Consider the following 12,294-nt stretch of genomic DNA (forward strand, 5'->3'; position numbering starts at 1 on the left):
CCGGTTCACGCGATCGCGAACATCGCGATGCTCTGTGCCGGGACCGTGAGCTCCTCCCCGGCACGCCATCGGTTGCCGGTCAGTTCGTCGAGCTGAGGGTCCGTGGCGAGCACGAGCCGGTACGAGGCCCCCTCCACGTCCGAGCCGGCCAGGTTCTCGAAGCGCGGCAACACCGCGGCCACGGGCGATGCGGTGCCGTTGAGCACGAACAGTCCCGCGAGGTCACCCCCGCGCGCGCCGATCACGATCTGCAGCGCACGGACCCCGTCCGTCTGCCACAGATCGTCGCTCATGGGCTCCCCGGAACTCGCGTACCAATTGAGCACCACGTCCCGGGGGCGCGTGGGGAAGTCCCGGGGTTGGCTCGCCAGGAAGGCCCGGCGGATCCGGATGAGCCGCTGGGTCGTGCGTAGCATGGACCGATCCAGGGGTGCGAGTCGCCAGTCCACCCACGAGAGCCGGTTGTCCTGGCAGTACGCGTTGTTGTTGCCCTCCTGGGAGCGCAACAGCTCGTCCCCCGCGGTGATCATGGGGATGCCCTGCGAGAACAACAGGGTGGCCATCATGTTGCGCGCGGTGGCCGCGCGGGCGGCCCGCACGCGCACGTCCGGGGAGAAGCCCTCGTGGTCGTGGTTCCACGAGTGGTTGTCGTTGGTGCCGTCCGCGTTGTTCTCGCGGTTGGCCTCGTTGTGCTTGGCGTCGTACGCCGTGAGGTCGTAGAGCGTGAACCCGTCGTGCGCGGTGATGAAGTTGACCGAGGCCAGCGTGGTGCGCCCGTGCGGGGCGAACAGGTCCGCGGACCCGGAGATCGCCCCGGCGAGCCGACCGGCGGTGCCCCCACCGCCCCCGCGACGCATGGTGCGCTGACCCGAGAGCCAGAAGTCCCGCACGGTGTCCCGGTAGTGGTCGTTCCAGTCCGCCCAGCCGGTGGGGAAGCGCCCGGTCTGCCAGCCACCGGCGCCCACGTCCCACGGTTCGGAGATCATCCGCACGCCCTGCAGCACCGGATCCGCGGCGATCGCCACGAAGAACGGGTGGTTGCGCGTGAAGTGGTGGTGCTCGTCGCGGCCCAGTTCGGGGGCCAGGTCGAAGCGGAAGCCGTCCACGTGGCACTGCGTGACCCAGTAGCGCAGGGAGTCCAGAGCCATGCGCACGACCTGGGGGTTGCCGAAATCCATGGAATTGCCGCACCCGGTCACGTCCACGTAGTTGCCGTGCTCGTCGTGGCGGTAGTACTCCCGGTCCCCGAGCCCGCGCCAGCAGTACGGGCGCTGTGTGGGTCCGCCTTCTGCGGTGTGGTTGTACACGACGTCCAGGAACACCTGCAGCCCCGCGCCGTGCAAGGCGTCCACGGCGGCCTTGAACTCGTTGAGCACCGCGGTGGGCCCGGCCTCCTGGGCGGCCTTGGTCGCGTACCCCGCATGGGGTGCAAAGAACGCGAGGGTGTTGTACCCCCAGTAGTTGGTGAGCCCGTTCGCGGTCAGGTGGGCCTCGTCCAGGTGGGCGTGCACGGGCAACAGCTCCACCGCGGTGATCCCCAGGCTGCGCAGGTACTCGAGCATCACGGGGTGCGCGAGTCCCGCGTAGGTGCCGCGCAGCTCGTGAGGGATCCCCGGGTGCAGCATGGTGAGGCCCTTCACATGGGCCTCGTAGATCACGGTCTCGCGCCACGCCGGCCGGGGACGGTCGTGGTCGCGCCACTCGTGGTCCTGGGCGACCACCACGGAAACGTACTCCCCGCCGTAGGCGTCCGCGCCGGGATTGACGACGCCGCTCGGTGGCGCCACACGCGTCAGTCCCCGCCCGTAGGGGTCCAGCAGGACCGGTTCGTACGCCGGATCCGGCACGGGACTGCCCTCGGGCCGGGCACTCACGAATCCGTACTCGGTTCCCTCGGGCATCGCGGGACACACGTCCCGTGCGAGCTCGTCCGGGGTGAGTTCCACCTCCGGCACATGGCGTGGGCGCGAGACGGTCGCGTAATGGATCCCGTGGTTCTCCCCCGCGAGCCGCAACCGCTGCCACGATTCACCGGGGCGCCGGAACATGAGGTCCACCTCGGTCAGGCCTGGGGCGTACACCGCGACGTTGGCGGTCCCGTCCCCGGACGGGGAGGGGTGGACGCCCAGCGGATAACTACGCGCTTGCACGCCGGCGCGCGATCTCGTACAGCGTGATCCCCACCGCCATGGACGCGTTGAGGGACTCCATCGCGGATTCGATGGGGATCGACACGATCGCGTCGCAGTGCTCCGTCACCAGGCGGGACAGGCCCTTGCCCTCGGAACCCACGACCACCACGAGGGGCTCGGTGGCCAACTCGAGCTGCGGCAGGTCCACGTCCCCGCCGCCGTCGAGGCCGACCACGAAGTAGCCCTGCTTCTTGCAGTTCTCGAGCGTGCGCGTGAGGTTCGTGGCCTTGGCCACGGGGACGCGCGCCGCAGCACCCGAACTCGTCTTCCACGCCGTGGCCGTGACCCCGGCGGAGCGGCGCTCGGGCAGGATGACCCCGTCCCCGGCGAACGCGGAGACGCTGCGGATGATCGCACCCAGGTTGCGGGGATCGGTGATCCCGTCCGCCGCGATGAGCAGGGGCGGGCGGGAATCCTCGCCCCGGTCGGCCATGAGGGAGGCCGCGAGCTCGTCCGCGTCCTGGTAGTCGTACGGCGGGACCTGCAGCACCACACCCTGATGAATCGCGTCCGCTGAGAGCCGGTCCAGCTCGCCGCGCGAGGCCTCGAGCGTAGGCACCTGGGCCTCGGCGCACAACTGCAGGATGTCCTTGACGCGGTCGTCCATCTCGATCTTGGTGGCCACGAACAACGTCTTGGCGGGCACCCCGGCGCGCAGGGCCTCCAGCACGGCGTTGCGCCCCGTGACGAGGTCCTCCTTGATGGGCCCGGCCCCCGTGCGGGACGGACGCCGGTGCAGGTTCTGCTGCTTGCGCGCGACCGCCTGCTTGGCCTTGTACGCCTTGTGGTAGACGCGGTCCTCGGCCTTGGGCGTGGGGCCGCGGCCCTCCAGGCCCTTGCGGCGCTGGCCGCCGCTACCCACGACCGGACCCTTCTTCTTGCGCGTGGCTCCGGGTCGGTTCTTCTGGGCCATGGTCAGTACTCCGTGTCTGTCACGGGTCACGGCCCGCGGGCCGCCCCGGGGTGGTCGGCGATCTGGCTCCAGTTTAGGCCAGGCTCATCCCCCCACGGACCACTCGGACCCCCGGGCGCCGTCCTTCACGACGACGCTGGCAGCGGCCAGCTGGTCCCGGATCCGGTCCGCGAGCGCCCAGTCCTTCGCCTCACGCGCGGCGGCACGCTGGGCCAGCAGGTCCTGGACGAGGGAGTCGAGCGCGCGGTGCTCGGCGCCGTCGGCGTCCCGAGCGCCGTCGAGACTCATCAAGGGGAGCAATCCCAGGACGTCGGACATGCCCGCGATCGCGGAGACGAGCGGCTGGGCGGTCGCGGCCTCCGGGCCCGAGAGAGCCGTGTTGGCCGCGCGCACCGTCTCGTGCAGCACCGCGAGCGCGCGGGGCACGTTGAGGTCGTCGTCCATGACCGCGACGAACTCCTCAGGCACATCCGTGTGCTCCCAGGACACGCTGAGTCCGGAATGCTGCGCGGCCGCGAGGACGGCTTCCACGCGCTCGACGGCGGCGGTGGCCTCCCGCAGGGACGTGGGCCGGTAGTCCAGCACGGAACGGTAGTGGGCCTGGCCCAGGTAGTAGCGCACGGCGAGCGGCCGTGCTTCCGCGAGCATGCTCGCCGGGGAGACCGTGTTGCCGATTGACTTGGACATCTTCTCGCCCTCGTACGTCACGAGCCCGTTGTGCAGCCAGAAGTTGGCGAACGGGCGGCCCGCCGCGGTGGACTGGGCGAGCTCGTTCTCGTGGTGCGGGAAACGCAGGTCTAGGCCGCCGCCGTGGATGTCGAAGTGCGCGCCCAGGTATTTGTGGGCCATGGCCGAGCACTCCAGGTGCCAGCCGGGGCGGCCGCGGCCCCACGGGGAATCCCACGACGCCGTGGCGGGCTCGCCCTCCTTGTGTCCCTTCCACAGCGCGAAGTCGCGGGGATCGCGCTTGCCGCGGGGATCGGCGTCCGGGGCGTCCTGCATGTCCTCCACGCGTTGCCGGGTGAGTTCGCCGTAGCGGGGCCACGAACGGACGTCGAAGTAGACGTCGCCGGAATCGTCGAGTGCGGGGTACGCGTGCCCGGCGTCGATCAGCTCCTGGATCAGCGAGTGCATCTCCGGGACGTGGCCCGTGGCCCGGGGTTCGTACGTGGGGGCCTCGATACCGAGCGCGGAGTAGGCCCGCCCGAACACACCCTCGAACCGGTAGGCCAGCGCCCACCATGGTTCGCGCGGGTGGTCACCCTGGTAGTCGTTCTCGAACGAGGCGTGCGCGTTGGCCAGGATCTTGTCGTCGATGTCCGTCACGTTGCGCACCGTGGTGACCTCGTAGCCACGGAAGCGCAGCCAGCGGGCCAGGATGTCGAACACGAGCGCGGAACGCACGTGGCCGATGTGCGGTGCGCCCTGCACCGTGGCACCGCAGTAGTAGAGGCCCGCCTCGCCGGGTCGCACGGGGACGAAGTCCTTGACGGTCGCGGAAGCGGTGTCGTAGAAGCGCAAAGTCACCCTGCCAGTCTAACGGGGTGGCGCCGCACGCTCGCGGCGGGCGGGTTCGGTCGGCCGGCACTACTGGCGGGCTCCCCCGGTGGACTCGACCGGTCTGCTGGGTTGCGGCCGGTGGGCTCGGTCGCCGCCCGTTTGAGCTCAGCCGTGCGGGAACACGATCGCGGTGGCGATCGCCGCGAGACCCTCGCCCCGGCCCGTGAGCCCCAGAGCGTCCGTGGTGGTCGCGCTCAGGTGCACCGGCGCGCCAGCCGCTTCCGTGAGCACCGCGGCGGCCTCGTCCCGCCGAGGGGAGAACTTGGGCCGGTCGCCCACGAGCTGGACGGAGACATTGCCCACCCGGAAGCCGGCCTCGGTCACGATCCGCACTGCCTCCGAGAGGATCCGACACCCCGAGGCCCCGGCGAACTCCGGGCGGTCCGTTCCGAAGTGCGCTCCCAGGTCCCCCACGCCGGCCGCGGAGAACAGCGCGTCCGCCGCGGCGTGTGCCACGACGTCCCCGTCCGAGTGCCCGCTCAGTCCCGGCTCGCCGGGCCACATGAGTCCGGCGATCCACAGCGGGGTGCCCTCCGGGCCGAACGCGTGCACGTCCACCCCGATCCCCACGAGCGGAACGGGGTACGGCTGGGGTTCCGGGGTCGATGGATCGGCGGGGCCTGGGGTTGCGTCAGTCATGCGGCCATTGTGCCGGACAGGCCGAGTCCCGCTCACGCACGATCGCGTGGGCGAGTACCAGGTCCAGGGGACGGGTGATCTTGAAGGACTCCTCGTCCCCGGCCACGAATTCCACGGGGTGTTCGGGGGCGAACAGTTCCACAAGACTCGCATCGTCCGTGATGCCTTCGGGATCCCCTGCGGAGCCCGTCACCGTGGTGGCCGCCTCTGCCGTTCGAACACTGTGCCCGAGCTGGGGGTCCTCCCCCGTGGCGTCCAGTGGGCCGTCCGGGAGCAGACCGGCCGCGCGGTTCACCCGTTCGAGCAGTGCACGGTCGAAACCCTGGGGTGTCTGGACGCTGCGCAGCCCCGCCCGGTCCACCGTCCCGGTACTGCGCCCGTGGGTGTCCACACCGCGCACGGTGTCGGTCACCGGGGTCACGGGAACCACGGCCTGTGCACCCGTATGCAGGGCGGTGACCACCCGCTCGAGGACGGCGGGCGGGGTGAGACAGCGAGCGGCGTCGTGCACCAGGACGTGGGTGACACCCGCGGGCAGGGCGGTCAGTGCTGCCGCGACCGACTGGGCGCGTGTGGCACCCCCGGTCACGGCCGCGGCCCCCGCGGCGCGCGCGACGGCCGTGAGGTCCGTGTCTCCGGCGGGCACGGTCACGATCACCGCGGCACCGGGCAGGGTCCCGCACACCGTGGCAAGCGCGTGCTCCAGGATCGGTCGACCGGCCACGGGGACGAGCGCCTTGGGCATCCCGTACCCGAGCCGCGTGCCGGAACCGGCGGCCACGACAATGACGGCGAGCCCGTCCATGGCGGACGGGCTCGCGAGGTCGGAAATCTGGGACACGAAGACGTGCTACGGGAATCAGGCCGCGGACAGGATGTCGTCCAGGCGCTTCTCCGCTTCTTCCTCGTCGATCTTCTTGGCCAGTGCCAGCTCGGAGGTGAGGATCTGGCGGGCCTTGGTCAGCATGCGCTTCTCGCCGGCGGAGAGGCCCTTGCCGCGATCGCGGCGCCACAGATCACGCACGACCTCGGCGACCTTGAGGACGTCGCCGGAGGCGAGCTTCTCGAGGTTGGCCTTGTAGCGGCGCGACCAGTTGGAGGCTTCCTCGGCGTCCTTGGCCTGCAGGACCGCGATGACCTCCTTGAGGCCTTCCTCGTCCACGACGTCCCGCACACCCACGAGATCGACGTTCTCCGCCGGGACCTCGATCATGAGATCGCCCTGGGTGACCTTCAACCGGAGATACATCTTCTCCTCACCCTTGATGGTTCGAGTCTTGATCTCCTCGATAGTTGCGGCACCGTGGTGCGGATAGACAACCGTTTCGCCAACCTCAAAAACCATGCACAAACCCCTTTCAGCCCGCCAAGTCTACCACGGTGTATGATTGCCCACCTTTCCGCGAGCCCCGTCCGTGGCCGCTCCACGAACCGCATCACGGGGCCTTATGGAGGCCACCCGGGAAGCGCCCGGGCGGGTGTGCGTGACCCGGCCGTGCGGCGTCGTCGTCACTCCATAAGCGCGCGTACCACGGGCCCACGGGCGCGCCACGAACGGGGCGCGGATGCAGACGATCCGTGGCCAAACCGATAGACTGACTGCAGATTTTGCACCCGCTGTCAGAGAGCCCGAGGAGTTCGTGCCGTGAAGAACGCCGCCCACAAGAAGTTGCAGCACCTCGGAATGGGTGCGGCGGCACTCGCCGTCCTGACCGGTGTGAGCGGGTGCGCGTACATCAGCCCGCAGGCCACCATGGACAGCTACGCCCCGACGGACGGGATCCAGATGGACCTGGGTGACGTCCAGCTGCGCAACATCCTGGTCGTCGCCGAGGACGAGAACTCCGAGGGCCGCGTGTTGGGCACCCTGATCAACACCGGCGACCAGACCGAGACCGTCACCATGGACGCCAATGGCGCCCGCGCGAGCGTGGAGGTCCCCGCCAACCAGGAGGTCGTGCTCGAGAAGTCCCGGCCCGTGCTGTTGGACCGCGCCGGCGCGAACCCCGGCCTGATGGTGGACACCACGTTCACCGCGGACGACCAGGACCAGACCACCCAGGTCCCCGTCCTGGACCACACCTACCCGCGCTACGCATCCTTCGTCCCCGGCGGCGCACCGTCCACCCCGGCCAACCCCTCCAACACTCCGGCCCCCGCGGGCGAGGCGCACGGCGGGCACTGACCCCTTACACCACCCACGCCGACCGGCGCGAGCGAGCGCCCGGGCCCCGAACACGAGGGTCCGGGCGCTCGCTTTCTCCGACCGGTGTACAGACGGAAGAACCGCACCCTGCTAAGGGGGCGCTCCTTACGTCATACGGGTGCCGCTCGGTGGAGGCGTCGGGATCAGGGCTCGAACTTGTACCCGAGACCGCGCACGGTCACGATGTGCTGCGGCGCGGACGGCTCCGGTTCCACCTTGGAACGCAGCCGCTTGATGTGCACGTCCAGGGTCTTGGTGTCCCCCACATAGTCGGAACCCCACACCCGGTCGATGAGCTGGCCCCGGGTGAGCACGCGGCCCGCGTTGCGCAGCAGCATCTCCAGCAGTTCGAACTCCTTGAGCGGCATGGCCACCGGCTCCCCGCCCACGTGGACCACGTGACGCTCGACGTCCATCCGCACGGGACCCGCGGCGACCGTGGCCGTGATCAGTTCCTCCGGTTCGGAATGCCGCCGCAGCACCGCCCGGATCCGCGCCACGAGTTCGCGCGACGAATACGGCTTAGTCACGTAGTCGTCCGCGCCGAGCTCCAACCCGAGCACCTTGTCGATCTCCGCGTCCTTGGCGGTGAGCATGATAATCGGGACCGTGGAGCGCTGCCGGATCTGTTTGCAGACCTCGGTCCCTGACTGGCCGGGCAGCATGAGGTCCAACAGGACGAGGTCCGCGCCGGTGCGGTCGAACTGCGCCACGGCCTCGAGCCCGTCCGCGACCACGGTGACCTCGAACCCCTCACGGCCCAGCAGGTACGCCAACGGGTCGCTCAGGGATTCCTCGTCCTCGATCATGAGAATCTGGGTCACGCGCGCTCCTCCACTCGCTGTTTACGCAGCCCTCCGCGCGGGGGCTCCGCCTGGTCCTCGGGTTCCTCCATGGGCGGCAGCACGAGGGTGAACGTGGACCCCCGGCCCGGCTGGGACCACACGGAGACCTCCCCGCCGTGCTGCGCCATGACGTGTTTGACGATGCTCAATCCCAGACCGGTACCCCCGGTCTGGCGGGACCGAGCGCTGTCCACCCGGTAGAAACGTTCGAAGATCCTGTCCTGCTCGGTCTCCGTGATGCCGGGGCCCTGATCCGTGACGGTGATGTGCGCCATCCCCTCCCGCTCCCGCAGGCCGATGCCCACGCGGGTGTTCTCCGGGGAGTACCGCACGGCGTTGTCGATCAGGTTGCGCACCGCGGTCACGAGCATGTCCGGGTCCCCGAACACGGGGGTCTCGATCCGCCCGCCCACCTTGATGCTGATGTTCTTGGCCTCCGCGGCCAGTTTGTTCCGGTCCACGGCCTCACGCACCGCGCGGTTGAGATCCACGGCAGTGCCTTTGGCCACCACGTCCGTGGCCTGCAACCGGGACAGTTCGATGATGTCCTGCACGAGCGCACTCAGCCTCATGGACTCGCGCTGCAGGCTCGCGGCGAAGTGGCGGACCGCGTCCTGGTCCTCCGCGGCGTCCTCGATGGCCTCGGACAACAGGCTGATGGCGCCCACGGGCGTCTTCAACTCGTGGGAGACGTTGGCCACGAAGTCGGTGCGGATGGACTGGGCGCGCACGATCTCGGTCTGGTCGTCCGCGAGCAACAGGATGTACTCGTCCGCGATGGTCACGACCCGCACGTCCAGCACGATCGACCCGTGTTGGAACTGCCCGCGGGTCAGCTCCAGGCGCTTCTCCTCCACGACGCCGTTGCGGCGCGTATTGCGGATCATCTCCAGCAGGTCCTGGTGCACCACCGTGTGCCCGCGCACAATCCCGTACGCGTAGGACGCGGGGGACGCGCGCACGACGCCGTCCACGCCGTCGACCACGACGTACGCGAGGCCCAGCGCCGCGAGGATCTCCGCGGTGCCCTCGGGCAGCGTGGGTTCCTGGACGTCCGCCAGCGAATGGCGACGCCGCTGGCTCACCCGCACGGCGATCACCCCGCTGATGCCGAGCAAGAAGCCGATGAAACCGGCCAGCAGGGCAATCGACGTATCGCTCACGGTGTCAGCTTAGACGGCCCGCCCGGACGCACCCCGGTGATCCGCGCCCCGTGGGGGCCGGTTCAACGAACGTTCACCTGGGGATGACGATTCGTTCACGGCAGCCTGTGAACCTGGTCGGGCGCGTGCGAATTCGTCGTGCCGCTCCCCCGATGACATCCCGATGGCACCCGGCCCACTCAACCCGCGTAGGCTACGGACCAGGACTTGCCATGAACGAAAGGACGCCCCCTGTGCGTAAGGTTTTCCAGGCTGAGCTCCACCAGGTCGGTGAGGAGCTGATTCAGATCGCCACGCTCGTGCAGCAGGCATTGGGCAGCGCCCGCACCGCATTCCTCGACGCCGACATCCAGGTGGCCGAAGAGGTCATCTCCAACGACGCTCGCATCGACTTCCTGCAGAACGATCTCGATGAGCGTTCCATCGACATCCTGGCCCTGCAGTCCCCCGTGGCCTCCGACCTCCGCATGATCGTGGGCGCGCTGCGTATGAGTGCCTCGCTCGAGCGCATGGGCGACCTGGCCCGTCACCTAGCCCAGCTGGCCCGGTTGCGCTTCCCCGAGCCCGTCCTGCCCGAGGCCATGCGCGGGCACTTCGAGGAGATGTTCGACATCGACGCGCGTCTGGTCGAACGCGTGATCTCCGTGCTCGAGGACCGGGACATCTCCGAGGCGGACCAGATCTTCGCCTTGAAGTCCGAGCTGAACCTCAAGCACCAGCAGGTGTTCGAGATGCTCGCGGATCCCGACTGGGATTCCTCCGTGCCCACCGCGGTGGACGTCACGCTCGCTTCCCGCTACCTCGAACGCATCGGTGACCACGGCGTCTCCGTGGCCCGCAAGGTCTCCTACCTCGTGACCGGCGACTGGGCCCCCGCGACCGACAGCCACCCCACCGGCCACGGACACATCGGCGCCGACGCCGGCGAGTGAGCGGTGCGGGTCCCGGTGGCGTGAGCCGCCGGAACCCGTGACGGCGCGCCCCGGGTGGGATCATCCGGGGACCGGCCCGAGCGGCGTCGTCCGATCGCTCCGAATGGCGGCGTACACGCGGCCCCGCGAGACACGGCGACAATGAGAATCCCCGGCACCGAAGTGTGCCGGGGATTCGTCACGGTGCCAGAAGGGTTACTTCTTGCCCTGGTTGGCCACGGCCTGGATGGACTCGGCGGCGGCGTCCGGGTCCAGGTAGCGCCCACCGGGGGTCACGGGCTTGAGGTTCTGATCCAGCTCGTAGTACAGCGGGATGCCCGTGGGGATGTTCAGCCCGGCGATGTCGTCGTCCGAGATACCGTCCAGGTGCTTGACGAGTGCGCGCAGCGAGTTGCCGTGCGCGGCCACGAGGACCGTCCTGCCGCTCTTGAGATCGGGGACGATCTGCTCCTCCCAGTACGGCAGGAACCGCTCCAGGACGTCCTTGAGGCACTCAGTGCGGGGCAGGTCGGGAACGTCCGCGTAGCGGGGATCCCCGGCCTGCGACCACTCGGAGGAATCGTCCAGGGCGGGCGGCGGGGTGTCGTAGGAACGGCGCCAGACCATGAACTGTTCCTCGCCGTACTGCTCGCGGATCTCCGCCTTGTTCTTGCCCTGCAGGGCACCGTAGTGGCGCTCGTTGAGCCGCCACGACCGCTTGACGGGGATCCAGAGGCGGTCCGCGGCGTCGAGCGCGAGGTTGGCGGTGTTCATGGCGCGGCGCAACAGGGACGTGTGCACCACGTCCGGCAGCAGCTGGTTCTCGGCGATCAGTTCACCGCCGCGGGTGGCCTCGGCGCGGCCCCTGTCCGTGAGCGGGACGTCCACCCAGCCCGTGAACAGGTTCTTCTCATTCCAGTCGGACTGACCGTGGCGCAGCAGGATGAGCTTGTGGGTAGCGGAATCGTTAGCCATGGGGCCATTGTCCCACCCCGGGGCCACCGAGGGAACGCGTGTCGTGACGTGCGCACTACAGTGTGGGTGTGCCAACCCAGCCCCGCCCCGTGGGATCGATCACCCGCGGGACCACGAACCCGAACCGCCTCCGGCGCGCGGACCGGTACCTCACCGGGGTCCTGGCCCCGCTCGTGCGCCGGGCATACGACCCCCTGCTCGTGGACCTGGGGTTCGGGGCGGCCCCGATCACCGCGGTCGAGCTGTGGCAGCGGGCGCGCACGGTGCGCCCGGACGTGGAGGTCATGGGCATCGAGATCGACCCGGACCGGGTGGCCGCGGCCCAACCCCACACCCGCCCGGGGCTGTCCTTCCGGTGTGGGGGCTTCGAGATCCCCTCGGGGTCACGCTCCCCGGTCTTCGTACGCGCGTTCAACGTGCTGCGGCAGTACCCGGTGGAAGAGGTCCCCGCCGCGTGGCACCTCGCGTGCGGGCGGCTCGCGCCGAACGGGGTCCTGATGGACGGCACGTGCGACGAGATCGGGCGCCTGGCCACGTGGTTATGTTGCACCGTGGAGGGCCCCCGCACCTTCACCGTGAGTATGCGTCCAGGTGCGTTCACCGTGCCCTCGGACGTGGCCGCACGACTGCCCAAGGCGTTGATCCACCGTAACGTCCCGGGCGAGCGGGTCCACGCATTCCTCGCGGCCGCCGACGCCGCGTGGCTGGCCAACGCGGCCCTGTCACCATTCGGTCATCGACAGCGCTGGACGGCGATGTGCCGGGACCTGCGCGCCGCCGGGTGGCCCGTACTGCACGGGCCCCACCGGTGGCGGCTCGGGGAACTCACGGTGCCGTGGTCCGCGGTCGCGCCGGACGAACCGGGATGGCGCGTCGAGGGCTGACCCACC

Annotated in this window: 12 protein-coding genes; 3 read left to right on the top strand and 9 right to left on the bottom strand. The window is 69.7% G+C overall.

What is annotated here, in order from left to right; translation table 11 throughout:
- Positions 1–5: 5 nt before the first annotated feature.
- The 6 genes from glgX to IE157_RS11450 form a co-directional block, all read right to left on the bottom strand.
- Positions 6–2,150: a glycogen debranching protein GlgX gene (gene glgX / locus IE157_RS11425; RefSeq protein ID WP_193520035.1), complete on the bottom strand. Its 2,145-nt coding sequence runs from the start codon at positions 2,148–2,150 to the stop codon at positions 6–8.
- Positions 2,137–3,105, bottom strand: a complete 969-nt coding sequence (gene rlmB, locus IE157_RS11430; protein WP_064846762.1) for a 23S rRNA (guanosine(2251)-2'-O)-methyltransferase RlmB — start codon at positions 3,103–3,105, stop codon at positions 2,137–2,139. The genes glgX and rlmB overlap by 14 nt, the downstream gene beginning before the upstream one ends.
- A gap of 84 nt (positions 3,106–3,189) precedes the next feature.
- On the bottom strand, positions 3,190–4,632 hold the full coding sequence (gene cysS / locus IE157_RS11435) for a cysteine--tRNA ligase (protein ID WP_193520036.1): 1,443 nt from the start codon (positions 4,630–4,632) through the stop codon (positions 3,190–3,192).
- Between the two features lie 138 nt (positions 4,633–4,770).
- The gene (ispF, locus tag IE157_RS11440) at positions 4,771–5,304 is read right to left on the bottom strand and encodes a 2-C-methyl-D-erythritol 2,4-cyclodiphosphate synthase (protein WP_193520037.1); all 534 of its coding nucleotides are present in this window, start codon (positions 5,302–5,304) and stop codon (positions 4,771–4,773) included.
- Entirely contained in the window at positions 5,297–6,145 is an 849-nt protein-coding gene (locus IE157_RS11445; RefSeq protein ID WP_312796381.1) for an IspD/TarI family cytidylyltransferase, read from the bottom strand. The genes ispF and IE157_RS11445 overlap by 8 nt, the downstream gene beginning before the upstream one ends.
- An 18-nt stretch (positions 6,146–6,163) precedes the next feature.
- On the bottom strand, positions 6,164–6,649 hold the full coding sequence (locus IE157_RS11450) for a CarD family transcriptional regulator (RefSeq protein ID WP_064846759.1): 486 nt from the start codon (positions 6,647–6,649) through the stop codon (positions 6,164–6,166).
- 300 nt (positions 6,650–6,949) lie between these two features.
- On the opposite strand from IE157_RS11450, the gene IE157_RS11455 reads away from it, so the two are divergent.
- Positions 6,950–7,489: a hypothetical protein gene (locus IE157_RS11455; RefSeq protein WP_082943372.1), complete on the top strand. Its 540-nt coding sequence runs from the start codon at positions 6,950–6,952 to the stop codon at positions 7,487–7,489.
- A 164-nt stretch (positions 7,490–7,653) separates the two neighbouring features.
- Here IE157_RS11455 and IE157_RS11460 read toward each other — a convergent pair whose 3' ends face one another.
- Positions 7,654–8,319: a winged helix-turn-helix domain-containing protein gene (locus IE157_RS11460; protein ID WP_241247156.1), complete on the bottom strand. Its 666-nt coding sequence runs from the start codon at positions 8,317–8,319 to the stop codon at positions 7,654–7,656.
- A gap of 11 nt (positions 8,320–8,330) precedes the next feature.
- A complete protein-coding gene (locus tag IE157_RS11465; RefSeq protein ID WP_064846277.1) occupies positions 8,331–9,518 on the bottom strand; it encodes a sensor histidine kinase in 1,188 nt (395 codons plus the stop codon).
- A gap of 233 nt (positions 9,519–9,751) precedes the next feature.
- Here IE157_RS11465 and phoU point away from each other — a divergent pair, with 233 nt between their 5' ends.
- Positions 9,752–10,450: a phosphate signaling complex protein PhoU gene (gene phoU / locus IE157_RS11470; RefSeq protein WP_064846278.1), complete on the top strand. Its 699-nt coding sequence runs from the start codon at positions 9,752–9,754 to the stop codon at positions 10,448–10,450.
- Between the two features lie 195 nt (positions 10,451–10,645).
- Here phoU and IE157_RS11475 read toward each other — a convergent pair whose 3' ends face one another.
- A complete protein-coding gene (locus IE157_RS11475) occupies positions 10,646–11,404 on the bottom strand; it encodes a phosphoglyceromutase (RefSeq protein WP_193520038.1) in 759 nt (252 codons plus the stop codon).
- Between the two features lie 68 nt (positions 11,405–11,472).
- On the opposite strand from IE157_RS11475, the gene IE157_RS11480 reads away from it, so the two are divergent.
- A complete protein-coding gene (locus IE157_RS11480) occupies positions 11,473–12,288 on the top strand; it encodes a class I SAM-dependent methyltransferase (RefSeq protein ID WP_064846280.1) in 816 nt (271 codons plus the stop codon).
- The last annotated feature ends 6 nt before the right edge of the window (positions 12,289–12,294 follow it).

This window comes from Kocuria marina (genome assembly GCA_014652975.1).
In the GTDB taxonomy this organism is placed as follows: Bacteria; Actinomycetota; Actinomycetes; order Actinomycetales; family Micrococcaceae; genus Kocuria; species Kocuria marina.